Source organism: Yoonia sp. (assembly GCF_017854565.1).
Classification (GTDB): domain Bacteria; phylum Pseudomonadota; class Alphaproteobacteria; order Rhodobacterales; family Rhodobacteraceae; genus Yoonia.
In genome coordinates, this window is sequence record NZ_JAFMHJ010000017.1 from 18,505 (window position 1) to 44,084 (window position 25,580).

Here is a 25,580-nt window from a genome sequence, read left to right on the forward strand (position 1 = left end):
CTTAGAGCGCTTCCGCGCCCGAAATAATTTCAATCAGCTCATTGGTGATCACGGCTTGCCGCGAGCGGTTATACTCGATCGTCAGCTTGTCGATCATGTCACCCGCGTTGCGTGTCGCGTTGTCCATGGCGGACATCCGTGCGCCCTGTTCAGACGCAGCATTTTCCAAAAGCGCGCTAAACATTGCTGTGGCCACACCGCGTGGCAGCAGATCGGCAAGGATCTCTTCCTCACCAGGCTCGTAGTCATAAAGCGTGGCCTCGGCATCGTCGGCCATTTTGAACTTGGCTGGGATGATTTGCTGCGCTGTTGGGTGTTGGGTCACAACGTTTTCGAAGCGCGAAAAGAAAATCGTCGCAACATCGAACTCGCCCGCGTCAAAGCGACCAAGCACATCTTTGGCGATGCCCTGCGCATTGGCATAGCCAACGCGTTTCACATCGGTCATGTCAACATGACCGATAAAGTGGCTTGCCAGATCCCGCTTGATGGCATCACGGCCTTTTTTGCCGACAGTGAAGACTTTTACAGTCTTGCCCGCCGCGAGCAGTTTTTGCGCGTGGATTTTGGCCAGTTTGGCAATGTTGCCGTTAAACCCACCACACAAACCGCGCTCTGCCGTCATGACGATCAGCAGTTGCACCTGATCGCTGCCGGTGCCCGACAGCAATTTTGGCGCAGAGTCCGAACCGCCAACCGATGCGGCAAGCCCGGCCATCACAGCGTTAAAACGCTCTGTATAGGGGCGTGACGCTTCGGCAGCGTCCTGGGCGCGGCGCAATTTTGCTGCCGCGACCATTTGCATAGCCTTCGTGATCTTGCGGGTCGATTTGACCGACGCGATCCTGTTTTTCAGGTCCTTAAGATTAGGCACGTTATCGTCTCCTTATCTCAAGATTTACGCGAAATCAGCGGCGAAAGCGTCCAGAGCAGCTTTGATCTTGGCTTCTGCATCGCCTTTGATCTTCGGATCTTCCTTGGTGATCATGTCAAGCACGTCAGACGCCTTGGTCCGCAGATATTTGAGCAGACCAGCCTCGAAACGACCGACAGATTTAACGTCGATCTTGTCCAGATAGCCTTTGGTTCCGGCATAGATGACGCAGACGATTTCGGCGTTTGTCAGCGGCGAATACTGTGGTTGCTTCATCAACTCGGTCAGACGCGCACCACGGTTCAGCAACTGCTGGGTCGAGGCATCAAGGTCGGAACCGAACTGTGCAAAAGCCGCCATTTCGCGGTACTGCGCCAGTTCCAGCTTTACTGGGCCAGCAACCGACTTCATCGCGTTCGTCTGTGCGGACGAACCCACACGGGACACGGACAAGCCTGTGTTCACAGCAGGGCGAATACCCTGATAGAACAGTTCAGTTTCAAGGAAAATCTGACCGTCAGTGATCGAAATCACGTTCGTCGGAATAAACGCGGACACGTCACCACCTTGGGTTTCGATGATCGGCAGCGCCGTCAACGAACCAGAGCCGTTGTCTTCGTTCAGCTTTGCAGAACGCTCCAACAGGCGTGAGTGAAGATAGAAAACGTCGCCAGGATATGCTTCACGCCCCGGTGGGCGACGCAGCAGCAGCGACATCTGGCGATAAGACACGGCCTGCTTGGACAGGTCATCATAGATGATCAGTGCGTGGCGGCCGTTGTCGCGGAAATGCTCGGCCATCGCAGTCGCTGCATAAGGTGCAAGGAACTGCATCGGCGCAGGGTCGGATGCGGTCGCGGCAACAACGATCGAATATTCAATCGCGCCGGATTCCTCGAGCTTCTTCACAAGCTGTGCCACAGTCGACCGCTTTTGGCCGATCGCAACATAAATGCAGTACAGCTTGTCATATTCATTCGTGGCGGCGTCATTGTAGGACTTTTGATTCAGGATCGTGTCCAGAGCCACAGCCGTTTTACCCGTCTGACGGTCACCAATGATCAATTCGCGCTGGCCACGACCAATTGGGATCATGGCGTCAACGGATTTCAGGCCAGTCGCCATCGGTTCGTGCACGGATTTGCGCGGGATAATGCCCGGCGCTTTGCTGTCAGCGACAGCGCGCTTTTTCGCATTGATCGGGCCCTTGCCGTCCAGCGGGTTACCAAGGCCGTCAACAACGCGCCCCAGCAGTTCGTCACCGATGGGAACGTCCACGATAGATTTCGTCCGCTTGACCACATCGCCTTCTTTGATGTCGCGGTCGGAACCAAAGATAACGATACCGACGTTGTCGGCTTCAAGGTTCAGGGCCATTCCGCGGATACCACCGGGGAATTCGACCATCTCGCCGGCCTGCACATTGTCGAGGCCGTAAACGCGGGCGATACCGTCGCCAACACTTAGTACGCGGCCAACTTCGGCCACTTCGGCTTCTTGGCCGAAGTTCTTGATCTGGTCCTTCAGGATCGCAGAGATTTCAGACGCTTGGATCGCCATTATCCGACCTCTTTCATGGTGTTCTGGAGTGCGTTGAGCTTAGAGGCAATCGACGTGTCGATCATCTTGGAGCCCACTTTGACAATAAGACCGCCGATGATGGATTCATCGACGGTTTCTTTGATGATGATAGATTTGCCCACTTGGGCCTTTAGCGTTTTGGCCAGCGCTTCGGTCTGGGCCTTGGTCAGCGCCTTGGCTGTCGTGACGTCAGCGGTCACTTCGCCACGCTCTTCGGCCAGACGGTCCTGAAGAACGCGCACCAGATGCGGCAGCACAAAAAGGCGCCGCTTGGACGCAAGCAATGCCAGCGTGTTGCTGGTCGTTGCAGAAAGCTTCATTTCCTTGGCAACGGCGCTGATCGCAGCGCCCTGCTCTTCACGGCTATAAAGCGGTGATGTCAGCAATGTGCGCAAATCCGCGCTTTGGTTCATTGCAGATTCTAATGCGCCCACGTCAGATTCGAGCGCCTTGATAGTCTTGCCATCCTTGGCAAGATCAAACACGGCTGTCGCATAGCGCGCAGCGATGCCTGTGGAAATACCAGCAGTTTCGGACACGTCCACCCTTCCGATGTCTTTGGCCCGGACCTGCCACCCCAAAGTGAGAGCCGGCAAACGAGCAACTTGTTTGGCCCCCGTTATCACGGAAGCGTCAAAATCTTGGGCGATGTAGCAGACGCGGTATGGTGCCGCAAGCACCCTGCGACAAGAATCCCCGAATGAGCCATGCATGGTGTTTTTACTGCGCAATGAGGTGCCTGTTTATGCAGCGTCACACCCAAAACCGCGCAGCAACAGGTCTCAGGGTGCCAGGTCTGCGTGTCAAACGCATGATGCCGCGCCCGATGATCGGGCGCGGCATCATGATTCTAAGGGAAAGGTGTGGGGCCACGCATGCGACCACCGCGAGTGTTGCGATCAGTACAGATCCTGCCAGACGGTGCCATCGTGACAGCGCAATTTTGATGCTGTGCTATCATAATAGACATCACCGGCCACGGCGCTTGCCGGGGCGGCACCCGGTACAAGGTTGAGCACCGCACCGATCTGCACATGTCCATCTGCCGACGTGACCGTCAACGCGGCAGCCCATGCGGCACCGTCAGCACTGACCTTGATGCTAAAGTCATCATTTCCCGCCAGTCCCATCTCGGCCCGGCCCGAGAACCCATTTTGGTACAGCAGCGACGCGGTGTCGCCCGCCGCCGCTTTGTTGATCTTGACCTGATGCCCGGCACCGTCGTTGTTCAACAGCGTCGCGGCACTTGAAACACTCAAACGGTTCGTCGCGTCAAAGCTCGCGTTGATGCCCACGCCAGACAGATTGCTCAGCACCGGATCACCACCTTTCGTGACCCACGCACCGCTGGTCCAGACCTGTAGCTCTGCAATGTCATTGACCCAAGCCAGCCAGCCGTCACGGGGCGTGACAAACAACCAGCCGCCACCGCGCCAGGTCGCGATCATGTTGTCCTGACCGGCCCAAGCACCGGTGGGCCCAGCGCCCAGCGCCCAGGCTTGCCCTTCATCAGCGACACCCGGTACTGCGGTTGCACCGGTAGCTTCCAGAGTGAGTTGGACAATCATATCCAGCAGTTCAATCGCTTCGTTGTGCGTCACATGCTTTTGCGCCTGCGCGGGCAGGATAAATGGCAAGGACAGGTTGGGGGTTTGATCTGACATTGGTAATCGCGCCTTTCGCAATAATGAAATCACGCGCAGTATCCGTCGGATCAGGTAAACGCGGCCTTGGCCCAACGCACGGCGGGTCGCGCAACGGTGTCAGCTTTGAACCGCCAAGGGTTGTGAAAATGGGCATGCAGGCTTTAAGTGTGAGCGACAACAGACCGCAGGACAAAGACCAGCCATGACAAAACGCGCGCTCATCACCGGGATCACCGGACAAGACGGGTCCTATCTGGCGGAATTGCTGCTGCAAAAAGGCTATGAGGTGCATGGGATCAAACGGCGGGCATCGTTGTTCAACACGGCCCGCGTCGATCACATCTACGAAGATCCGCACACCGATAACGCCCGATTTCGTCTGCACTACGGCGATTTGACCGACAGCTCCAACCTGACCCGGATCATATCGGAAGTGCAGCCCGACGAGGTGTATAACCTTGGCGCACAGTCACACGTCGCCGTCAGCTTTGAAGCGCCCGAATACACTGCGGATGTGGATGCCATGGGCACCCTGCGACTGCTCGAGGCGATCCGGTTTCTGGGACTTGAAAAGAAGACGCGGTTTTATCAGGCCTCCACATCCGAGCTTTATGGGTTGGTGCAAGAAACGCCACAGACGGAAACGACGCCGTTCCACCCGCGCAGCCCCTATGCCGTGGCCAAGTTGTACGCCTACTGGATCTGCGTAAATTACCGCGAAGCCTATGGGCTGTACGCCTGCAACGGCATCTTGTTTAATCACGAAAGCCCGCGACGGGGCGAAACCTTTGTGACGCGCAAGATCACCCGCGGTCTGGCCAATATCGCCATGGGCCTCGAGGACTGTCTGTATATGGGCAACATCGACGCCCTGCGCGACTGGGGCCATGCCAAGGACTATGTGCGGATGCAGTGGCTGATGCTGCAACAAGACACGCCAGAGGATTATGTGATCGCGACCGGCAAGCAGTACTCTGTGCGTGAATTCATTATATGGTCGGCAACAGAGCTGGGCCTGACGCTGGAATTCAGCGGCACCGGCATTGACGAGACCGCGACAGTCAGCGCCGTGAACAGCGACATGGCCTCGCAGGTTAAGGTCGGTGATGTGATCATGCGGATTGATCCGCGCTATTTCCGACCCGCCGAGGTGGAAACCCTGCTGGGCAACCCCGCCAAGGCGAAGGCGCAACTTGGCTGGACCCCGGAAATAACCGCGCAAGAAATGTGCGCCGAAATGGTCGCCGAAGACCTGAAGGCGGCACGGCGGCATGCCCTGCTCAGACAACACGGCCTGAACACGCCGGTATCAGTCGAAGGGTAGCCAAGATGCGGATCTACGTCGCAGGTCATCGGGGTATGGTCGGCAGCGCCATCTTGCGCCAGCTCAACGCGGACGGCGGGCATGAAATTATCACCGCCACCAGAGCAGAGCTGGATCTGATAGATCAGGCCGCCGTGCGTGATTTCATGCAGGCCAAGCGGCCCGAAGCCGTGATCCTTGCCGCAGCGAAGGTCGGCGGGATCGTCGCCAACAACAGCTATCCGGGGCAGTTCATCTATGAAAACCTGATGATACAGGCCAACGTGATCCATCAGGCCTATGCCGCTGGGGTCACGCGCCTGCTGCAATTGGGTTCATCCTGCATCTACCCACGCGCCGCCGCCCAGCCCATGACCGAAGACGCACTGCTGACCGGCACGCTGGAACCCACGAACGAGCCCTACGCCATCGCCAAGATTGCAGGGATCAAACTGTGCGAAAGCTACAATCGGCAGTATGGCACCGACTATCGCTCGGTCATGCCGACAAATTTGTACGGGCCGGGCGACAACTTTCACCCGCAGAATTCCCACGTTCTGCCGGGTCTGATTCAGCGTTTTCACAATGCGGCGCAGGATCGCGCGGACGAGGTCATCATCTGGGGAACCGGCACGCCCCGGCGCGAATTTCTGCATGTTGACGATATGGCTGCGGCATCGCTTTTCGTTATGACACTCGACCGCGAAAAATATGACGCCGAAACCGACCCCATGCTGAGCCACATAAACGTCGGCACGGGCCGCGATATTTCCATCATGGAACTGGCACAAATCGTCGCTGATGTAACGGGATTTCAGGGGCGGATCATCTGCGACACATCAAAACCAGACGGGACCATGCGCAAGCTGATGGATGTCAGCCGCCTTGCCCGGATGGGTTGGTCGGCGCGGATCGACCTGCGCGCTGGAATCGCATCGACCTATGACTGGTATCGCGCACAGATGGACGCAGGCGCACACCTGCGCGCAAAATAAGGGCTTCGACCATGATCACTCCTGTTATTCTTTGCGGCGGATCGGGCACGCGCCTTTGGCCGCTGTCGCGCAAAAGCTATCCCAAGCAATTCGCAAGCCTGCTTGGCGATCAAAGCCTGTTTCAGGCCAGCGCGGCCCGGTTGCGCGGCCCGGCCTATGCCGACCCCGTGATCGTCACCGCAGATGCGTTCCGTTTCATCGTGGTACAGCAACTGGGCGACGTCGGCATCACGCCCAGCGCGGTCCTGATCGAACCCGAGGGGCGCGATACCGGACCGGCCATTCTTGCTGCGGCGATCCATCTGGCACAATCCGATCCTGATGGGCTGATGCTGGTGGCGCCATCTGATCATGTCATCCCGGACCGTGCGCAATTCGATGACAGCGTCACAGCCGCTGTGCCCGCCGCGCTGGCAGGCCAGCTTGTGACGTTTGGGATCACACCCGACCGACCCGAAACCGGCTATGGATATCTCGAGCTGGAAGCGGCACCAGATGGTGCAGCCAAGCCATTGCCGCTGCGCGGCTTTGTGGAAAAGCCAAATGCAGACCGGGCCGCAGCCATGCTGGCCGAAGGGCGATATCTGTGGAATGCAGGCATTTTCCTGTTCACCGCAAACGCCATCCTTGAGGCCTATGAAAATGCGGTGCCCGGCATGGTTGCCGCCGTGCGGGACGCCGTCACGCAGGCAAACGCCGACTTGGGCTTCTTGCGTCTGGAACCGGGCGCATGGGCCAAGGCACCGGCCATATCAATCGACTATGCCGTGATGGAAAACGCCCGCAACCTGAGCGTCGTGCCCTATGCCGGACGTTGGTCCGATCTTGGCGACTGGGCGGCGGTCTGGCGCGAAACCCAAAGCGGCGGCATGGCGCTGTGGGGTCCGGCAACGGCCATCGACTGCACCAACAGCCTGCTGCGGTCGGAAGTCGACGGGCAGACCATTGTGGGCATCGGGCTGGACGACATCATTGCCATCGCCATGCCAGACGCCGTGTTGATCAGCCACAAAAGCCGTGCGCAGTCGGTCAAACAGGCTGTTGACGCACTGAAGGCCACGCATGCCCCGCAAGCCGAAAGCTTTCCCAAAGATCACCGGCCTTGGGGATGGTTCGAAAGTCTGGTGGTCGGGGACCGGTTTCAGGTCAAGCGGATCGTGGTCAATCCCGGCGCAGCCTTGTCGTTGCAATCGCACCACCACCGGGCAGAACACTGGATCGTCGTGCAAGGGATCGCCAAGGTCACCATCGACGAAACGGTGAAACTGGTCAGCGAAAATCAATCCATCTACGTTCCGCTGGGGGCTGTGCATCGCATGGAAAACCCCGGCAAGCTGCCGATGGTTCTGATCGAGGTACAGACCGGCAGCTACCTGGGCGAAGACGACATCGTGCGCTACGAAGACGTCTACGCCCGAACGTAGGCCCCGCGCAAAGCTGCCAAGCCGGGGCACAGGGTATCACAATAATAGCGCATACGGCGCGCAATGAGCCCCATGCACCCGATTTTCGCCACAGTTCCGTTGTCTTTTTCGCAAAGATATGTCGCTAATCATCCAAACCTGACTGCTGCCCTTGTTCAAGAGATATACGCATGCCCGATCTTCCAGCCAATAGCACGACAACCGCCACCCTGACGGTCGGGGGGACATATACCGATATGCTCGAGGTCAACGGCGACCGCGACTGGGTCCGCATTGTTCTTGATCCGGGTGAATATGTCAGCATCTCGCTCAATGGTCAGGGGCTTGTTGATCCGTATCTTCGCGTCTACGACGCAAACGGCGACCTGGTCGTTCAGAACGACGATGGTGGCTCGGGCCTTAATTCCCGGGCTGTGGTCGGCAGTGCGGCAGGCAGTACATACTACATAGAGGCCGCTTCCTTTGATGACATCGGGACAGGCGGTTATCAGCTTTCAGCAGCGGCGGTACCCCCGCCTGTGCCGCTTGACGCGCTTGATAGCGGGTACCAGCGGACTGATACCGCCACCCCGATTACCGTTTACTTTGTGCCTGAAGGACAGTCGCGCGATGGCGTAACATCGGAAGGCTGGACCGCCAATGAAATTCAGCGGTTTGAAGCCGCACTTGCGTCAATCGCCGCTGTCACCAACATCACTTTTCAAACGGTGACAGACCCGACTGCTGACACGACTGCTGATTTTCAAGTGGTGGTTGCGCCGAATCCCACGGGTGACAACAGCACCCTCGCCTACTTCTTTTATCCCTCTGGTAGCGCCTCAAGCGCTGGCGTGTTCAACAGCACCGGGGCGGGCTGGAACAACACCGGGGGGCTGGAGGTTGGCGGGCTGGGTTTTGCCACGATCGTCCACGAGGTGCTGCACGGTCTGGGTCTTGAGCATCCGCATGATGGGACCGTCATGTCAGGTGTCACCAGCGCATTCGGCGACTTTGGGGATTTCGACCTCAATCAGGGCATCTTTACCACGATGTCATATAACGCGGGCTACGCAGGCACGTTGCGCAATCAGGTTTATGGCAACGAAGCAGGGCCGATGGCCCTGGATATCGCCGCCCTGCAAGCGATTTACGGCGCCAATACCAACTACAACACCGGGGCGAATGAATATGCACTGCCTGATGTGAACACGGGTGGAAACGAAACCGCGTGGCAGGCGATCTGGGATGCCGGCGGCACCGACGAGATCAGCTATGGCGGCACGCAGAATGTAACGATTGATCTGCGTGAGGCAACGCTTGGTTACGAAAACGGCGGCGGCGGCTTTGTGTCAAGCGCATCGGGGATAAGCGGTGGCTACACAATCGCCAACGGCGTTGTGATCGAAAACGCAACGGGCGGAAGCGGCAATGACATCCTGATCGGGAATGCAGCTGGCAACGTGCTGACCGGGAACGCGGGCACTGACGATCTCACCGGCGGCGACGGTGGCGATACGCTTTATGGCGGTGCCGATGATGATAATCTTCACGGCGACGGCGGCAATGACAGCGCATTTGGCGGGACGGGCAATGATGACATCAGCGGCGGGGCGGATAATGATACGCTGGGCGGCAATTCCGGGTCGGACGTTGTTTCAGGCGACAGCGGCACCAACACGATCTATGGCAACAGCGGCGCTGACGACCTGCGCGGCGGCACGGGCAGCGACACAATCTATGGCGGCAGTGGGAATGACTTTATTGTCGGTAATGGCTCTGGCGACATATTGTTCGGCGGTCGCGGCGATGACACACTGAACGGCGGCAGCGGCAGCGACAGCCTGAGTGGTGGCATGGGGCAGGATGATCTGACCGGCGGCGCGGGCAGCGACACCTTTGTGTTTGCCTTTGTCAGTGACAGTTGGGCCGGGAACGCCGACACGATCGCCGACTTTGAGATCGGCATTGATTTGATCGACCTGTCGGTCATTGATGCCAATCTGGGGCTGGCGGGAAATCAGGCGTTTTCTGTCGTGGGTGGCTTTAACGGCACTGCGGGCCAGATTGCGCTGGATGTTGCTGGCACCGACACCATCGTGATGATCGACCGCAACGGCGATGGCATTGCCGAGATGGAGATTATCGTCACGGGTGTCACCCTGACGGCAAGCGACTTTGCTCTCTGATGCGCGTTCTGGTCACGGGCGGCGCTGGCTATCTGGGTAGTCACACGCTGCTTGAACTGATGGCCCTCAATTATGAGGTTTGCGTTCTCGACAACTACAGCAATGCCACCCCCGAGGTGCTGTCGCGGGTCCGCAGCCTGTCGAACGGGACGGTGACAGATTATACTGGCGATGTGCGTGACGATGCCATGCTGGACCGTGTCATGGCGGAATTCCGGCCTGATGCTGTTATCCATTTTGCCGGACTTAAGGCCGTCGGAGAAAGCGCGGAAAAGCCACTGTATTACTATGACGTCAATGTCGGCGGTACGCTTGCCGTGGTCCGCGCGATGGAGCGGGCGGGCTGCAATCGGATCATCTTTTCGTCCTCGGCCACTGTCTATGGCGAGCCTACCTACCTGCCTTATGACGAGGCGCACCCGACCACGCCAAAATCCGTCTATGGCCAGTCCAAGCTGATGGCGGAACGTATCTTGACCGATTGGACCGTGGCGAACGGTGCTGCATCCGCCGTGATCTTACGCTATTTTAATCCTGTCGGTGCCCATATTTCAGGTCAAATCGGAGAAGACCCCAGCGACATCCCCAACAACCTGATGCCCTATATCGCGCAGGTCGCTGTCGGCAAACGCGATGTGCTGACGATCTTTGGCGACGATTATGATACGCCCGACGGCACTGGGCTGCGTGACTACATCCATGTGGTTGATCTGGCGCGGGCCCATGTTGCGGCACTGGGTTATGCCGTCCGGCATACCGGTGCGCGCCCATTCAACATCGGCACCGGGCAAAGCTATAGCGTTCGTGATATCGTCGCGGCGTTTGGACGGGCCTGCGGAGCTGAAATTCCTGTCAGGCAAGCCCCCCGTCGCGTGGGCGACATTGCGGCAATGCAAGCGGATGCGGGCCGCGCGATGCGTGAACTCAATTGGAAGGCCACCCACACGCTTGATGATATGACGGTTAGCACATGGAAATGGCAGTCGGGTAATCCCGACGGATACACCCGCTAAAACCACAGCGTCGGTCTGACGCAATGCGCCCCCTGCCCCGCAAAAACAGCGCAGAGGGGCGGCTTTCGGTCCGCCTTAAAGCGGACAAATGTCGCTGACGCACCGAATACGTGTGTTTTCGACACGCATGACATTCAAACCCGCAGTTTCAAGAATGTAGAAACCGCCCTCGAGGGCCATCAATCGCCCTTGGATGGCAACGGTGCCGTCCGGGGCTTCCAGCCTAATCATGATCGACTGGTCTGCCGACAACGATGTCGGCGAAACAAACAAACTGCCTAATGCGACAAAAACTGTCAAACTCAGCAGGGAACGAAGGGTACGTACGGCAACCACGTGATAACCTCATTACAAAATAGAGCCCCCGCCTGGAAACACGCATACATCAACGCGAAAACGATGTCCGTCCGACACCTAACTTTTGGCTACATAAAAGATTCTGACGCCACGTCAAATCGCGCTAAGCGCGAGCGTATCGCGCAACGCCAACAACCCCATAGCGAGAGTTTTCTGCGCCTGTTGCGGCCCTTCGGCTTCTACATAAAGCCGCAGTTCCGGAGCATTTCCCGATGGGCGCAGGTGGACAATCCGGCCATCAACCAATTTCATCCGAAGCCCATCGACGCAATTGATGCGGGCCTCGGCCCCGTCCAGAAGCGTCAGAAATGCGGCGCGCGCTGCAGCGTCATGGGTCAATGCATCGACCAATGCCAGCGACTGGTCGGTTGGCACATCCTGCAGCCGGTCGGCTGCGGTAAAGCGCGGCGGCTCTGCCGCGACGAGGGCACCCAGACCGCAGCGATTGGACCGCGCCAGCACGGAAATGATCGGCAAAAGCGCATCCCGTGTCAGCAATGCCGACAGCACGCCAGTCGGTCCATGGGCATCAAAACCCAATAAAAAACCGCCATTTGCTTCGTATCCGACAACGTGACCGCTGGCCTGCGCCATGCCTGCGATCACAAACGGAGAGCCAATCGCAGTGCGTATCACCTGCGCGAAACGGCCGCCCATCTCGACGCCGGTATTCGATGACACGGGCGTCACAACGACGTCAGCCCCGACGGCCGCCGCCGTGATCTGACCCAGGATATCACCGCCGATAACCGCGCCCGTTTCATCGGTCACCAGCGGCCTGTCACCGTCGCCATCGGTCGATACGATGGCATCAACGGGATATGCCTTGGCCCAATTCACCAGTTGCGCGCGCAGTTGTGGCGCAACGGCTTCGGTATCGACGGGCACAAATGTTTTCGATTGCCCCAGCACGATCACCGCTGCGCCAAGCTGTTCCAGAATGTCGACAAGCAATGCCGCGCCGACAGCGCTATGCGCATAGACGCCGATACGCATGTCGGACAATGCACCCGTATAAGCTGTGGCATAGCGGGCGACATAGGCCGCGCCGGCGGTGGTATTATGGACCATGTCCGGCCCCGGCATCATGGGGCTGTCATGGCCCAGCGCCGCCAGAATGGCCGCTTCCTGAAGCTTGGTGATTTCACCGGCAGGGGTGTAAAATTTCAAACCGTTGCGATCTGCGGGAATATGGCTGCCGGTGATCATGACCGCCGCCGCACCAGCCTGCATCGCAGCAAGCGCCAGCGCCGGGGTTGGGATCGGTCCGCACAGTGTCACCACAACGCCCGCCGCGCGCGCGGCCTGCGCCACCACCTGTGCAATATCCGGTGACGAGGGACGCAAATCATGGGCCACGAAGACCCCGGCACCCACCGGACAGGCGGCCACAAATGCGGCGACATGTGCGCCGACGCAGGCCGGGGTCAGTTCCGTCACAAGCCCGCGTAGTCCGCTGGTGCCAAATTTGGGGGCCATGACGCTCTCCTCAGCCAAGGGCTTTGGCCCTTGTATCCTGCGGGTCCCGCCTGCTTCAACCGCAAAGAAATGCGGGGCTTCGTTTAAAATGCCCGGTGATATTGAGGCAATTGCGCGGCAAGCTCCATGCGGGTGCCGTAATTGCGCCACCGCCCGGCCCGCCCCTGCGTTCAAGACAAGCGATATCGTTGACGACTGTCGCTCCGGGGGGGGCTCAAAGATGTCACTATTTTATTTTGTCACCCACGTCGTGGTGGCTGCTGATCTTGAACGGTCGCGGATCACCGATCTGGCGTTTGTTGATGTGGGCGGTACGGACCTATTGTTGAGCACGACCCGTTTCGATGGCGTGCTCACCGCATGGGATATCACAGGCGGTCTGTTGACACTGTACGATAGTATCGCGTTTGATGGCGGCGATCAGCCGGGCGGGACCAGCAGCCTGACAAGCGTGGCGTTGGCAGGTGAGGCAGGCCTTCTGATCGGCGGCGGTGGCGGCGGCACCCTTCAGACGGTGACGATCGGCGCAGATGGCAGCATTGGTCCCACGACCACACTGCCCGCCGGTATGGCCGGTTTCCAGCACGGCTTGTCGATTACGCTGCCTGACAGCACACAGGCCATCTACGGCGGGCTGGCGGGCCAGAGCGGCATCGGGCGCATTGATTTCACAGCAACAGGCACCCTGATCGGCAGCCAAAACATCAGCGCCCCCGACGGCAGTTTTGCCGATCAGGTCGCGGCAACGGCCACTGCGGCGATATCGGGGCAGACCTATTTTTTTACCGCAAGCAGCACCCAAAACGGCATCACAAGCTGGGCGGTCAATGGCGCGGGCGATCTGAGCGTCATTCAGAACCTCGGCACCGAAGATGGGCTTTGGGTCAGCGTGCCCAGCGCGATGCAGGTCGCGCAGGTCGGCGGCGCGACCTATGTCATTTTGGGTGCTGCAGGCAGCAGCACGTTGAGCGTGATGGAAGTTGGCAGCGATGGTAGCCTCATTATCCGCGATCACCTGCTCGACAGTCTGGAGACCCGTTTTGCCGGCGTCACAAGCATCGAAATCGTAAATCATAATGGCCAGACCTATGTGATCGCAGGCGGCGCTGACGACGGATTGTCGATCTTTGTGCTGCTCGAAGGCGGGTATCTGATGGCCCGCGCACATATGGCAGATACGACTGAAATGGCGCTGGATAATGTCAGCGCCATTGCCGCGCGCGGTGCAGGTGATGGGCTGGATATCTTTGTGGCCAGCAGCAGCGAGGCAGGATTGACCCAACTGCGCTTTGACACGGGCACTGCGGGCGTCGTGGTTACCGCGACGCTGGTGGGTGGCTTGCTGGGCGGCACAGCCGGCAATGATATCTTGCAGGGCCATGACGGGGACGATCTGATCAATGGTGCCGGCGGCGATGACATCATCCGTGATGGTGCCGGCAGTGACACGCTGACGGGCGGGGCCGGAGCTGATGTGTTCATTTTCACGGCGGATGGCGTGACCGATACGATCACGGATTTCACCCTGGGCGAGGACCGCATTGACCTGTCGCTATGGCCGATGCTGCGCGATATCAGCCAATTGACGATCAGCATTCAGCCCTATGGCATGGACATCCGCTATGGAGATGAGCTGTTGATCGTACAGAGCGCGGACGGACAGATGAGTGACTACCGCGACCTGCAAACCAGCGATCTGATCGGCGGCATGCGCCTGTCGCAAGACATCGCGCCCGGTTATCCCGGCCCCGCCACACCGCTGCCCGACCTGAACCCGGACGACACGCCGGCATCGCTACCGGTCGATCACGGTGCGCCTTACACGATGCAGACCGGGCTTGGGGTGATCAGCGATGCCAACCTGAACCATCTGCGCATGGCATTGGGTCAGGCGGGCACCGTTGGGGATCTGATTATCGGACAAGATGGCAATGACAGTCTTTCAGGCGGTGCGACTGCCGATGTGCTGATCGGGGGGGCGGGCAATGACAACCTGAGTGGCGGCACGGGTGATGATCTGATCATCGGGCGCGCGGGTAATGATACGTTGACCGGTGGTGATGGCGCCGATGTCCTGATGGGAGGCGATAACCGTGACACGCTTATCGGCGGAAACGGCCACGACCGTCTGGACGGCGGCTCTGGGAACGATGTGCTGGATGGCGGTGCCGGGGACGATATGCTGATCGGTGGCGCCGGCGTGGATACGTTTATTTTTGCCAGCGGCGCCGATACCATCGCCGATTTCATGCAAGGCAGTGACCGGATTACCCTGGATGTGGCCCTGTGGACCGGGCTGACGTCGGGCAGTGATCTGCTGGCCGTTTATGGCACATTTGATGGAACCCGCGCGACAATCGACTTTGGCGATGGCAATGTCCTGCACATTGATGGGGTCAGCAATTTTGCCGCGCTGGGAGAGAGTATAGATCTGTTTTAAAACGCTAATTTCAAAAGCCTGTTATCGCGGAGGCCACGTTCAGAACGGTCAACGCGGGGCCAAGCGGGCTTTCTGTGGCATAGACCAGATCATTGGGTTGCACGGCAAAGGACCCGGCGGAAAACAACCCGTCGGCGGATGTCAGATCAAGCGTAAAGACCACGCGTTCCTGCGGTGGGCCGGACCCGTCGCTGCGCACTTGGTTCGCGGCATATTCACGCAGGATCAAGATACCCTGCGGGTTGGCGCGCGTATCGCTGACCCCGCCGACGATCGACAGCGCATCAAGCGCCGAGACGGTATCCTTGGGGAATGTGTGCAGTGATTCTGTACCGGTGGCACCAAGCGACAGAAAATACCGTTCGTCCTGCTGGACGATCACGCGGTCGCCGCCGCGCATCGTGGTGTCCAGACCGGGTTCCGACAGCAGGCGGTTCAGCGAAACGCCGAACACTTCGTCGCCACGGATCAACCGCACCTGCGGGTTAATCAGCAGGCCGCTTGCGCCGCCGCCCAGCGACAAAAGGTCCAGCAGTTTGAAATTGCGGTCCGGCAAAGGATAGACCCCCGGCACCGTGACACCCGACACCAGATTGGCTGTATTGGCCCGCCCCGGTTTGATTGCCAACTGCACCTGCGCCGATGGAATCGTCTTGATCATGGCCTCTTCGATCCGGGTCCGCGCCGTGGCGGGCGCCATGCCGGAAACCCGTAACTCCCCGATATAGGGGACAAAAATGGTGCCGTCGGTATCGACCTGAATTTCCTGAAGCGGCGTCGCACGCTGCCCGCTACCCGAGAAAACGGAGTTTTCTTCGGCGTCCCAAATCGTCAGTTGCAGGCGATCACCCGGCGCGATCAAAAGCGATGCGGGCTGGTCGCTGCGGGTCATCCAGCGGTAGGTTTTGGTGCGGTTCGCAGGCCAGCTTTGCAGGGTTGGCAGCACGGTGCGCGTTACCTGAAATACGGCGAAATCATACACGGCTGCGTCGCCGGGGGCGGCCGTCCTAGCGTTGGTGGCTGCGAGCACTTCGGATTGAAAACCCGCGCCGCGTGGCAGGCCGCAACCGGCAAGCGCGACACACAGACAGGTGAGCATCAAACGGTGGAAAGGATAACGCATAATTCCTCCTGCTGGGGCGCGGTCAACTTATAGGGTCATTTGGCAACGCGACAACAACGGATGTTTTGACACGATGCGTATTAACAAAGCAATACCACTGCCCCGGCGCAGATCGGCTGCGCAACGGACGATACATCGTGGCCAGCGGCAATGCCGACGGGCCGCGAACCATATGTAAACGCATGTTTTTTATGGGAAATGCGGCATGCAGACCGCGTACAGGACCCGTACAGATCGCGTACGTACGTTTGTACGGCGTTGGTGTGATAAATACAGCGCACGGCCCAGAGGTAAACGCGGCGTTCACACTTGCGTCCGATCAGAAATCGACCGCCAGACCTTTCTTTTCCCAATCGCCATAGCGCACAGGTTCGGGGCCATTGCGCCCGCCAAGTTCCAGCGGCAGTGCGGGCCCTTTGTCCAGCTTGCGCCGCGCTTCGGCCTCGGCCAAGGCGCGGATTGCGGCGGGCGGCAGGTCTTTGGGCTGATCGGTCACGGGCTACTCTCCTTGTCGACGGTCATTGTTTGATATACGCCGCCTGCACCCAGCTTCAAGAGACATAGCCCATGAACCAAACAGGTCTGCCCGCCCGCCGCACTGCGCATCACTTGCTGATGGAAATCACCACCGATGGTCGTTTGATGCCGGAACTGATTGCCGGGGGCGCGCTTGCCCATTTGGCCAATGATGATCGCGCCCGTGCGCAACGGCTGGCAACGGATACGTTGCGTGGTCTGGACCGTGCGGATCGGATGCTGAAGCCCTACCTGAAGAAGACACCGCCGGAGAGCGTGTTGAACGCGCTGCGTCTTGGCGTGATCGAGCTGTGCGGTGGCGAGGCCGCGCATGGTGTCGTCAACGCCTATGTCGAGATTGTCGGGCGCGACAAGCACACCCAGTCGATGAAGGGTCTGACCAATGCCGTGCTGCGCAAAATCGCCGACGAAGGTCCGGCGGCATGGGCCAAGCGCGCGATCCCGCTGACCCCCGGTTGGTTGCGGCAGCCATTGGTCGCCGCATGGGGCCGCGATGCCGTTGCGGGTATGGAGGCCGCGCATTTTGCAGGCGCACCGTTGGATTTGACGCCCAAAGGCGATGCAGCCGCCGTGGCGCAGGCCGTGGGCGGTATTGTTCTGCCGACCGGGTCCGTCCGTGTGACGGGGGCCGGTCAGGTGTCTGGCCTACCCGGCTATGACAGTGGTGATTGGTGGGTGCAGGATGCCGCTGCGGCGGTGCCGGTCAAGGCGCTGGGCGATGTGACGGGTCTGAAGGTGTTGGATCTTTGCGCGGCACCGGGCGGCAAGGCATTGCAGCTGGCGGCGGCTGGTGCCGATGTAACAGCGCTGGACATGTCGGAAAAGCGGATGGTGCGGGTGGGCGAAAACCTGACCCGTGTCGGGCTGACTGCGACGACGATTGTCAGCGATGCGTTTGACTTTGATCAAGGCGGGTTTGACGCGGTTCTGCTGGACGCGCCTTGTTCCGCGACAGGCACGATCCGCCGCCATCCGGATTTGCCCTATGCCAAAGACGGATCAGAATTTGCCGCATTGATCGCGCAGCAAGAAACGATGATCGACCATGCGCTGACCCTGCTGAAACCCGGCGGACGGTTGGTGTTTTGCACCTGCTCGCTGTTGCCAGACGAAGGCGAAGTGCAGGTGGAAGAAGCCTTGGAGCGCCATCCGGGGCTGCGTGTCGACGCGGGCGCGCTGGCCATCGCGGGCATCGACCCCGATTGGATCACCCCCGAGGGCGGTTTGCGTCTGCGCCCGGACTATTGGCCGGAACTGGGCGGTATGGACGGATTTTATGTGGCGGTGCTGATAAAGCCTGCGTGACTTGGGCGTAATCGTTTCCTATGGTTCGGCTAAGAACAAGGCATGACAGCCCAGATCGAGGCCGCAGGGATATGGCACAGACAACGACATGGCGTGCCCGCCGGATCAATTACATACATCGGGTGCACGCCCGCCGTGCGGCGCGTACGCCGATGGCCACGGTGTTCGTATCGCCCCCGGAACCCCGCATGATCGGCATTGTCGCCAAGGGTCGGCAACTGATGACGGGGAATTTCCTGTTTTCGGGGCTGCTGGTCGAAGGACCGCATCTGTCGGTCTGGGATATCGCGCATGCCAATGCGTTGGTGGCCGACGAAATCCACAGATGCGCATGGCTGGATGATCTGGCCGCCGTGGGCGATGAACAGGCCCGTGTGCGGGCGCAAAAGTGGATATTTCAGTGGATCAAGCGCTATGGCGACGGCAAGGGCCCCGGCTGGACGCCGGATGTCGTGGGGCCCCGGCTGATCCGGTGGATCAATCACGGGGTATTCTTGCTGCGCGGGCAGGACCACGACGCGATGGGCAGCTTTTTCCAAAGCGCGGCGCAGCAGGCCCTGTTCTTGTCGCAACGCTGGCATGCGACGCCGCACGGGCTGCCCCGGTTCGAGGCACTGGTGGGGATGATTTATGCGGGGCTATCGCTGGACGGCATGGCGGGTCATGTCGATGCGGCGGTACAGGCGCTGGCCGCTGATTGCGCGACGCAAATTGATGCGGACGGCGGTATTGCCACGCGCAACCCCGACGAATTGCTGGAGATCCTGACCCTGCTGAACGCGACGGTGCAGGCGCTGACCGACACGGGCGGTCAGGTGCCGCAGCGGATCGACGCGGCCATCACGCGGATTGTGCCGACGTTGCGTGCGCTGCGCCATGCCGATGGGGCCTTGGCGCGGTTTCATGGCGGTGGACGCGGCATCATGGGGCGGCTGGATCAGGCGCTGGCGGCGTCGGGCGTCAAGGCGCTGCCGGAGGCGGGTTTGCACATGGGTTTTGCCCGGCTGACGGGGGGGCGCACATCGGTCATTGTCGATGCCGCAGCCCCGCCAACGGGCGAAGCATCGGACAATGCCCATGCCAGCACATTGGCGTTCGAGCTGACATCGGGACGGCGGCCCCTGATCGTGAATTGCGGATCGGGTGCGCGGTTTGGCGATGAATGGCACCGCGCCAGCCGCGCGACGCCCAGCCATACGACGCTGGGGATCGCGGGTGTTTCTTCGTCACGTCTGGCGTCGCCGGCCCGGCTGCTGGCGCAGCAGGAATGGCTGCTGGACGTCCCCGATGTGGTCTATGGCCATATGTCCGACGCCGATGGCGACCGCAAGCTGGAGCTGTCACACAACGGCTACCGCGCGCGCCACGGCCTGACCCATGCGCGTATCCTGCAATTATCGGTGGATGGGCGCAGGTTGCTGGGCGAGGATCTGCTGGCGACGCTGAACCCCGACGACGAGGCGCGGTTTGACAAAGTCCGGGACCGGACCACCCCGCCGGGCATCCCGTTTGCGATCCGATTTCATCTGCATCCAGATGTGGAAGCCATGCTGGACGATGCAGACGGCGCGGTTTTTCTGACGCTGAAATCAGGCGAAGTCTGGGTATTTCGCGACGATGGCGCCGCAGAACTGACGCTGGCGCCGTCGGTTTATCTGCAAAATGGCCGTTTAAGGCCGCATGGGGCACAACAGGTGGTTTTATCCGGTCGCACAATGGCCTATGCGACACGCGTCCGCTGGTCATTGGCCAAGGCACTCGACACGCCCCAAGCGGTGCGTGATCTGGTCCGAGGCGATCCGCTGGACAGTGATATAGACTGACCTTTGGGGATATTGATGACCGACCTTGCACCACTGCGCCGCGCGCTGCTTTCTGTTTCCGACAAAACCGGCCTGGTCGATCTGGCCCGTGCATTGACGCAGCGCGGTGTCGCGCTGCTGTCGACCGGCGGATCGGCCAAGGCGCTACGCGATGCCGGGCTTGAGGTGCGCGATGTGGCCGACGTGACCGGTTTTCCGGAAATGATGGATGGCCGGGTCAAGACGCTGCACCCGGCGGTGCATGGCGGCCTGCTGGCGCTGCGGGACAATGACGCACACAAGGATGCGATGATCACGCATGGGATCGGCCCGATCGACCTGCTGGTCGTGAACCTTTATCCGTTCGAGCAAACCGTCGCCAAGGGCGCCGATTATGACACCTGCATCGAAAATATCGACATCGGCGGCCCGGCCATGATCCGTGCGGCGGCCAAGAACCATGCGTTTGTCACCACGGTTGTGGACGTCGAAGATTACGCCGCCCTGCTGGCGGAACTGGATGCCAACGACGGGCAGACCACCTATGCGTTCCGGCAAGGGCTGGCCCAGACGGCGTACGCACGCACGGCGGCATATGACACGGCTGTCAGCACATGGATGGCGGGTGCGATCGGTGTCGATACGCCACGCCGCCGGTCGTTTACGGGGACCTTCAAGCAGGTGATGCGTTACGGTGAGAACAGCCATCAAAAGGCCGCGTTCTATGTCGATGGCACAGGTCGCCCCGGTGTGGCGACGGCGGTGCAGCATCAAGGCAAGGAGCTGTCTTACAACAATATCAACGACACCGATGCCGCGTTCGAATTGGTGGCAGAGTTTGATCCCGCTGACGGCCCCGCCGTGGCGATCATCAAACATGCGAACCCTTCTGGTGTGGCGCGTGGCGCAACCCTGATCGCGGCGTATCGCAAGGCGTTTGACTGTGACCGGACGTCTGCGTTTGGCGGGATCGTCGCGCTGAACCAACCGCTGGATGAAGAAACGGCGCGCGCGATTGTCGAGATTTTCACCGAAGTCGTGATTGCGCCGGGTGCGTCTGACGCGGCCAAGGCCGTATTTGCCGCCAAAAAGAACCTGCGTCTGCTGACCACCGATGATTTGCCTGATCCCAAGGCCAAGATCACGACCTACCGCCAAGTCGCGGGCGGCATGTTGGTGCAGGACAAGGATACGGGTTATGTCGGCATGGATGATCTGAAGGTCGTGACCAAGGTGGCACCGACGGATGCGCAGATGGCCGATCTGCTGTTTGCATGGAAAGTCGCCAAACATGTCAAATCCAACGCGATTATCTACGCAAAGGACAGGGCGACGGTAGGTGTCGGCGCGGGCCAGATGTCACGGCTGGACAGTGCGCTGATCGCCGCCCAAAAGGCCGGACGTATGGCCGATGCGATGGGTCTTGCGCAGCCGCTGACCATTGGGTCGGCTGCGGCGTCGGATGCGTTTTTCCCCTTTGCGGATGGTTTGCTTGAGGTCGCCGCCGCCGGCGCGACTTGCGTGATCCAACCCGGCGGGTCGATGCGCGATGATGAGGTGATCGCGGCGGCGGATGCTGCGGGAATCGCCATGGTCTTTACCGGCATGCGCCATTTCCGGCACTAGGAGCACTACAATGCGGCTGATATTCTGGACCGGGTTTTGGGTATTCCTGTTGGATCAGGCCAGCAAATATTACGTGGTGCATTGGCTGGGCCTGATCAATGAGCAAGACGGGCGGATCACCGTATGGCCGCCGTTTCTGGAATTCCGCATGGCATGGAATCGCGGTGTGAATTTCGGGCTGTTTGCGGATTTCGATATGCGCTGGGTGCTGGTGGGTGTCGCGGTTGCGATATCTGCCGCGGTGCTGATCTGGCTGCGCAAGGCGGGCGGATCGAAGTGGGTTTACGTCGCCGCCGGATTGCTGATCGGTGGTGCCCTGGGCAACGTCGTGGACCGTGTATTTTATGGTGCCGTGGCGGATTTCATCAATATGTCGTGCTGTGGGATCAATAACCCCTACGCGTTCAACGTCGCTGATATTGCGATTTTTGCTGGGGCCATCGGGCTGGCGTTTCTGGCTGACGACGGCAAGACCAAGAAGACCAAGAAGAGCGCGTGACGTCGCCGGGCGCATGGGCTAAACAAGCGTCATGATTTTTGAAGGAACCGGCATGCGCGCGATCACACTCTCTGTTCTGGCTTTGGCTTTGATGGCGGCCTGTGGCAACACAGATCGCCCGCTGCGTGATATGTCGTCCGCCGACGCCGGACCAGATCCGTTTGCCGTGATCCCGCTGGGCCCGCTGGAAATCCCTGACACGCTGACATTGCCCGCGCCGACACCGGGCGGGGCGAACCGGACTGACCCGTCGCCAAAGGCCGATGCGATTGCGGCGCTTGGCGGGTCTGCCGCAGAACAGGTCGCGGGGGGTGTGCCCGCCAATGACGCGGCCCTTGTGGCGCAGGTCGGCCGCTATGGCGTCGATCCTGCGATCCGCGCCGCGCTTGCTGCAACCGATGCCGCATTGCTGCAACGCAAACGGCGGTCCAACGTGTTCAACCCGCTGAACCGCGACCGCTATTTCCCGGCCTATGCCGGTCAGGCGTTGGATGCCTATGCCGAGCTGGCGCGGCTGCGTGCGCTTGGCATTGCCGTGCCGACTGCACCTGTCGCACCGTAAAACCCACCTCACATCCGCGTATGGCACCTTGAACATGCGCCCGACCGGCGTAGGTTGAAGCGTGACAGAACCGGAAGGGTGCCCATGACACGATTGTTTGCTGCGTTAGCCTTGATCACTGCGGGCCTTGCCGCACAAGCCGAGGAGGCGACGACATTCACCCTGGATAACGGGATGGAGGTTGTCGTGATCGAGGACCACCGTGCGCCGGTTGTCGTGCATATGGTCTGGTACAAGATCGGATCGGCGGATGAACCCGTTGGTGCATCGGGCGTCGCGCATTTTCTGGAGCATCTGTTGTTCAAGCAGACCGATGTGCTGGAGGCGGGCGAGTTTTCGGCGATTGTTTCGGCCAATGGCGGCAGCGACAACGCCTTTACCAGCTACGACTATACCGCCTATTTTCAGCGCATTGCGGCCGACCGGCTGGAGCTGATGATGCAGATGGAAAGCAACCGGATGAACAATCTGGCCATCACCGCCGACGATATCGAGACAGAGCGCAATGTGATCCTTGAGGAACGCAACCAGCGGACCGAAAACAATCCCGGCGCTTTGGCGCGCGAACAGTTTCAGGCCGCCCTTTACCAGAACCACCGCTACGGCGTGCCCATCATTGGCTGGAAGCACGAGATGGAGCAGTTGGAGCTGGAAGATACAAAAGCATTTTATGACCTGTACTATTCCCCCAACAATGCCGTGCTTGTCGTGGCGGGCGATGTGCAGCCCGACGCCGTCAAGGCCCTGGCCGAGACGTATTACGGCGTCATCCCCGCCGAGGCGCAACTGCCCGAGCGTATCCGCCCGCAAGAGCCGCCACAGCGTGCCGAGCGTCGGGTTACCTATGTCGATCCGCGCGTCAGCCAGCCCTATCTGATCCGCAGCTATCTGGCCCCCGAACGTGACCCCGGCGCCCAGTCAGAGGCGGCAGCGCTGGTATATCTGGCCGATTTGCTGGGTGGATCGTCGTTTACATCCGCACTGGGGCAGGCGTTGCAGTTTGACCGGCAAATCGCGCTTTATACCAATGCGTCGTATGATGGCAGTTCGTTGGATACCGACATGTTCAGTGTCGCGGTTGCGCCCGCGGATGGGGTGACCTTGTCGCAGGCAGAGGCCGCGATGGACGAGGTGATCAATGCCTTCATGGAAGCCGATATCGACCCCGCCCGCATGGACAGCATCCGCACGCAACTGCGCGCGTCCGAGGTATATGCGAAGGACGATGTGCAGCAATTGGCCCGCCGGTATGGCGCAGCTTTGACGCAAAGTCTGACGGTGCAGGACGTGCAGGCATGGCCCGATGTCCTGCAATCCGTGACCGAGGCCGATATCAAAGCGGTCGCGGCCAAAGTGTTCAACCGCGACCAATCGGTGACCGGTTGGGTGGTATCCAGCCAAGAGGAGGCACGCTGATGTTTCGGACCCTGATCGCCCTGTGCCTGAGCATTGTCGCAAGTACCGCCTGGGCTGAGATTGACATCAAACAGGTCACATCGGCGAACGGAATAAACGCCTGGGTCGTCGAAGAGCCGAGCATCCCGTTCATTGCGATTGAGATCCGGTTTCGGGGCGGTGCGTCGCTGGACCGGTCCGGCAAACGCGGGGCCGTCAACCTGATGACGGGGTTGATCGAGGAAGGATCCGGCGCGATGACCGCGCAGGAATTCCAAACGGCCCGCGAAGCGCTTGCCGCGCGGTTCAGTTTTCAGGCGACTGATGACACGATTACCATTTCGACACGGTTCCTGACGGAAAACAGCGATGCCGCGCTGGCGTTGTTGCGGCAGGCGATTATCGACCCGACGTTTGATCAGGACGCGCTGGACCGGGTGCGTGCGCAGGTGCTGTCGAGCATCGCAAGCGATGCCAAGGACCCCAACAGCATTGCGTCGGCCGCGTTTGATGCCGCAGCTTTTGGCGGCCATCCCTATGGGACGTCGATGGATGGCACGGTGGAAAGTGTGAATGCCCTGACCCGTGACGATATGCGCGATGCGCATGCCGATGCGCTGGCGCGTGACCGGCTTTATGTGGCGGTGGTGGGTGACATCACGGCAGAGGCGGTCGGGCCGATGCTGGACGCATTGCTGGGTGACTTGCCTGCGGTGGGGGTGCCGATGCCGACGGATGTGGATTTCGGACTGGCCGGTGGCGTGACCGTGATCGACTATGACACGCCGCAAGCGGTGGCGTTGTTTGGACATAACGGCATGACGCGCGATGACCCGGATTTCTTTGCGGCCTACATCATGAATCAGGTGCTGGGTGCCGGTGGTTTCGAATCGCGGCTGATGACCGAAGTGCGCGAAAAGCGCGGGCTGACCTATGGGATCAGCACGTTTCTTGTGCCAAAATTCCATGCCGAGATGATTTTGGGGACTGTGGCGTCGGCCAATGCCACGATTGCCCAAGCCATTGATGTGACCCGCGCCGAATGGGCCCGGATGGCCGATGACGGCATGACGGCAGACGAATTGGCCGCCGCGAAAACCTATCTGACCGGCGAATACCCGCTGCGTTTCGACGGAAATAGCGATATTGCGCAGATCATGGTGGGGATGCAGATGATTGACTTGCCGCCTGCGTATGTGACCAACCGCAATGCATACATCGAAGCGGTCACGCTGGACGATGTGAACCGGGTGGCTGCGGCATTATTGCAGCCCGATGATCTGCATTTCGTGGTGGTGGGTCAGCCGACCGATTTGGAAGCCACGAAATAGGACGGCCATATTTTCGGGAAAATTTGGGACCAGAGGGATTTTCCTGAAAATTCCTCGCCCTTCCGATCAGGACTGAAATACGGCTTTTCCTGCTCGCAGAATCGCGGGGGGATATGCTAGTGC

21 protein-coding genes are annotated in these 25,580 nt (G+C 60.0%); 13 read left to right on the forward strand and 8 right to left on the reverse strand.

From position 1 onward, the window contains the following. Position 1: 1 nt before the first annotated feature. The 4 genes from QZ196_RS08940 to QZ196_RS08955 all read right to left on the reverse strand — a co-directional run bounded on the left by QZ196_RS08940 (position 2) and on the right by QZ196_RS08955 (position 4,119). The gene (locus QZ196_RS08940; RefSeq protein ID WP_296425628.1) at positions 2-874 is read right to left on the reverse strand and encodes a F0F1 ATP synthase subunit gamma; all 873 of its coding nucleotides are present in this window, start codon (positions 872-874) and stop codon (positions 2-4) included. A gap of 24 nt (positions 875-898) precedes the next feature. Further along, complete coding sequence (gene atpA / locus QZ196_RS08945; RefSeq protein ID WP_296425630.1) at positions 899-2,434, reverse strand: F0F1 ATP synthase subunit alpha; 1,536 nt, start codon at positions 2,432-2,434, stop codon at positions 899-901. Next, positions 2,434-2,994, reverse strand: coding sequence for a F0F1 ATP synthase subunit delta (locus tag QZ196_RS08950; RefSeq protein ID WP_296425632.1), 561 nt, complete (start codon positions 2,992-2,994; stop codon positions 2,434-2,436). Before QZ196_RS08950 ends, atpA begins: the two co-directional genes overlap by 1 nt. A 360-nt stretch (positions 2,995-3,354) precedes the next feature. Further along, positions 3,355-4,119 carry a DUF2793 domain-containing protein gene (locus QZ196_RS08955; RefSeq protein ID WP_296425634.1) on the reverse strand — a complete coding sequence of 255 codons (765 nt, stop codon included), beginning with the start codon at positions 4,117-4,119 and terminating at the stop codon, positions 3,355-3,357. A gap of 184 nt (positions 4,120-4,303) precedes the next feature. On the opposite strand from QZ196_RS08955, the gene gmd reads away from it, so the two are divergent. The 5 genes from gmd (at position 4,304) to galE (ending at position 11,001) form a co-directional block, all read left to right on the forward strand. After that, positions 4,304-5,425: a GDP-mannose 4,6-dehydratase gene (gene gmd / locus QZ196_RS08960; protein WP_296425636.1), complete on the forward strand. Its 1,122-nt coding sequence runs from the start codon at positions 4,304-4,306 to the stop codon at positions 5,423-5,425. A gap of 5 nt (positions 5,426-5,430) precedes the next feature. Continuing rightward, the gene (locus QZ196_RS08965) at positions 5,431-6,399 is read left to right on the forward strand and encodes a GDP-L-fucose synthase (RefSeq protein WP_296425638.1); all 969 of its coding nucleotides are present in this window, start codon (positions 5,431-5,433) and stop codon (positions 6,397-6,399) included. Positions 6,400-6,410: 11 nt separating this feature from the next. Beyond that, positions 6,411-7,823, forward strand: a complete 1,413-nt coding sequence (locus tag QZ196_RS08970; RefSeq protein WP_296425640.1) for a mannose-1-phosphate guanylyltransferase/mannose-6-phosphate isomerase — start codon at positions 6,411-6,413, stop codon at positions 7,821-7,823. A 170-nt stretch (positions 7,824-7,993) separates the two neighbouring features. Beyond that, complete coding sequence (locus QZ196_RS08975) at positions 7,994-9,988, forward strand: M10 family metallopeptidase C-terminal domain-containing protein (protein WP_296425643.1); 1,995 nt, start codon at positions 7,994-7,996, stop codon at positions 9,986-9,988. Further along, positions 9,988-11,001, forward strand: a complete 1,014-nt coding sequence (gene galE / locus QZ196_RS08980; RefSeq protein WP_296425645.1) for a UDP-glucose 4-epimerase GalE — start codon at positions 9,988-9,990, stop codon at positions 10,999-11,001. Before QZ196_RS08975 ends, galE begins: the two co-directional genes overlap by 1 nt. A 75-nt stretch (positions 11,002-11,076) precedes the next feature. On the opposite strand, the gene QZ196_RS08985 is transcribed toward galE, so the two are convergent. Both QZ196_RS08985 and QZ196_RS08990 read right to left on the reverse strand, forming a co-directional pair. Then, the gene (locus QZ196_RS08985; protein WP_296425646.1) at positions 11,077-11,232 is read right to left on the reverse strand and encodes a hypothetical protein; all 156 of its coding nucleotides are present in this window, start codon (positions 11,230-11,232) and stop codon (positions 11,077-11,079) included. 219 nt (positions 11,233-11,451) lie between these two features. Then, on the reverse strand, positions 11,452-12,837 hold the full coding sequence (locus QZ196_RS08990) for a phosphomannomutase (protein WP_296425648.1): 1,386 nt from the start codon (positions 12,835-12,837) through the stop codon (positions 11,452-11,454). A 220-nt stretch (positions 12,838-13,057) separates the two neighbouring features. Here QZ196_RS08990 and QZ196_RS08995 point away from each other — a divergent pair, with 220 nt between their 5' ends. Then, a complete protein-coding gene (locus tag QZ196_RS08995; protein ID WP_296425649.1) occupies positions 13,058-15,277 on the forward strand; it encodes a calcium-binding protein in 2,220 nt (739 codons plus the stop codon). A gap of 10 nt (positions 15,278-15,287) precedes the next feature. Here QZ196_RS08995 and QZ196_RS09000 read toward each other — a convergent pair whose 3' ends face one another. Together QZ196_RS09000 and QZ196_RS09005 are read right to left on the reverse strand one after the other, a co-directional pair. Further along, on the reverse strand, positions 15,288-16,400 hold the full coding sequence (locus tag QZ196_RS09000; RefSeq protein ID WP_296425650.1) for a polysaccharide biosynthesis/export family protein: 1,113 nt from the start codon (positions 16,398-16,400) through the stop codon (positions 15,288-15,290). A gap of 319 nt (positions 16,401-16,719) precedes the next feature. After that, positions 16,720-16,896, reverse strand: a complete 177-nt coding sequence (locus tag QZ196_RS09005; RefSeq protein WP_296425652.1) for a DUF1674 domain-containing protein — start codon at positions 16,894-16,896, stop codon at positions 16,720-16,722. Between the two features lie 71 nt (positions 16,897-16,967). On the opposite strand from QZ196_RS09005, the gene QZ196_RS09010 reads away from it, so the two are divergent. The 7 genes from QZ196_RS09010 (at position 16,968) to QZ196_RS09040 (ending at position 25,457) form a co-directional block, all read left to right on the forward strand. Beyond that, entirely contained in the window at positions 16,968-18,242 is a 1,275-nt protein-coding gene (locus QZ196_RS09010) for an RsmB/NOP family class I SAM-dependent RNA methyltransferase (RefSeq protein WP_296425654.1), read from the forward strand. A gap of 71 nt (positions 18,243-18,313) precedes the next feature. Then, positions 18,314-20,065 carry a heparinase II/III family protein gene (locus tag QZ196_RS09015; RefSeq protein WP_296425656.1) on the forward strand — a complete coding sequence of 584 codons (1,752 nt, stop codon included), beginning with the start codon at positions 18,314-18,316 and terminating at the stop codon, positions 20,063-20,065. A gap of 15 nt (positions 20,066-20,080) precedes the next feature. Further along, a complete protein-coding gene (gene purH, locus QZ196_RS09020) occupies positions 20,081-21,670 on the forward strand; it encodes a bifunctional phosphoribosylaminoimidazolecarboxamide formyltransferase/IMP cyclohydrolase (RefSeq protein WP_296425658.1) in 1,590 nt (529 codons plus the stop codon). A 10-nt stretch (positions 21,671-21,680) separates the two neighbouring features. Further along, positions 21,681-22,169 carry a signal peptidase II gene (lspA, locus tag QZ196_RS09025; RefSeq protein ID WP_296425660.1) on the forward strand — a complete coding sequence of 163 codons (489 nt, stop codon included), beginning with the start codon at positions 21,681-21,683 and terminating at the stop codon, positions 22,167-22,169. A gap of 52 nt (positions 22,170-22,221) precedes the next feature. Then, complete coding sequence (locus tag QZ196_RS09030) at positions 22,222-22,731, forward strand: DUF3035 domain-containing protein (protein WP_296425662.1); 510 nt, start codon at positions 22,222-22,224, stop codon at positions 22,729-22,731. Positions 22,732-22,815: 84 nt separating this feature from the next. After that, positions 22,816-24,147: a pitrilysin family protein gene (locus tag QZ196_RS09035; RefSeq protein WP_296425664.1), complete on the forward strand. Its 1,332-nt coding sequence runs from the start codon at positions 22,816-22,818 to the stop codon at positions 24,145-24,147. Further along, positions 24,147-25,457, forward strand: a complete 1,311-nt coding sequence (locus QZ196_RS09040; protein ID WP_296425665.1) for a pitrilysin family protein — start codon at positions 24,147-24,149, stop codon at positions 25,455-25,457. The genes QZ196_RS09035 and QZ196_RS09040 overlap by 1 nt, the downstream gene beginning before the upstream one ends. Positions 25,458-25,580 lie beyond the last annotated feature (123 nt).

Coding starts and splice junctions, on each gene's coding strand:
- QZ196_RS08955 (WP_296425634.1), bottom strand. CDS start 4,119: ATGTCAGATCAAACCCCCAACCTGTCCTTGCCATTTATCCTGCCCGCG.
- QZ196_RS08975 (WP_296425643.1), top strand. CDS start 7,994: ATGCCCGATCTTCCAGCCAATAGCACGACAACCGCCACCCTGACGGTC.
- QZ196_RS08995 (WP_296425649.1), top strand. CDS start 13,058: ATGTCACTATTTTATTTTGTCACCCACGTCGTGGTGGCTGCTGATCTT.
- atpA (WP_296425630.1), bottom strand. CDS start 2,434: ATGGCGATCCAAGCGTCTGAAATCTCTGCGATCCTGAAGGACCAGATC.
- QZ196_RS08990 (WP_296425648.1), bottom strand. CDS start 12,837: ATGGCCCCCAAATTTGGCACCAGCGGACTACGCGGGCTTGTGACGGAA.
- QZ196_RS09010 (WP_296425654.1), top strand. CDS start 16,968: ATGAACCAAACAGGTCTGCCCGCCCGCCGCACTGCGCATCACTTGCTG.
- galE (WP_296425645.1), top strand. CDS start 9,988: ATGCGCGTTCTGGTCACGGGCGGCGCTGGCTATCTGGGTAGTCACACG.
- QZ196_RS09035 (WP_296425664.1), top strand. CDS start 22,816: ATGACACGATTGTTTGCTGCGTTAGCCTTGATCACTGCGGGCCTTGCC.
- QZ196_RS09030 (WP_296425662.1), top strand. CDS start 22,222: ATGCGCGCGATCACACTCTCTGTTCTGGCTTTGGCTTTGATGGCGGCC.
- purH (WP_296425658.1), top strand. CDS start 20,081: ATGACCGACCTTGCACCACTGCGCCGCGCGCTGCTTTCTGTTTCCGAC.
- QZ196_RS09040 (WP_296425665.1), top strand. CDS start 24,147: ATGTTTCGGACCCTGATCGCCCTGTGCCTGAGCATTGTCGCAAGTACC.
- QZ196_RS08985 (WP_296425646.1), bottom strand. CDS start 11,232: ATGATTAGGCTGGAAGCCCCGGACGGCACCGTTGCCATCCAAGGGCGA.
- gmd (WP_296425636.1), top strand. CDS start 4,304: ATGACAAAACGCGCGCTCATCACCGGGATCACCGGACAAGACGGGTCC.
- QZ196_RS08970 (WP_296425640.1), top strand. CDS start 6,411: ATGATCACTCCTGTTATTCTTTGCGGCGGATCGGGCACGCGCCTTTGG.
- lspA (WP_296425660.1), top strand. CDS start 21,681: ATGCGGCTGATATTCTGGACCGGGTTTTGGGTATTCCTGTTGGATCAG.
- QZ196_RS09000 (WP_296425650.1), bottom strand. CDS start 16,400: ATGCGTTATCCTTTCCACCGTTTGATGCTCACCTGTCTGTGTGTCGCG.
- QZ196_RS09015 (WP_296425656.1), top strand. CDS start 18,314: ATGGCACAGACAACGACATGGCGTGCCCGCCGGATCAATTACATACAT.
- QZ196_RS08965 (WP_296425638.1), top strand. CDS start 5,431: ATGCGGATCTACGTCGCAGGTCATCGGGGTATGGTCGGCAGCGCCATC.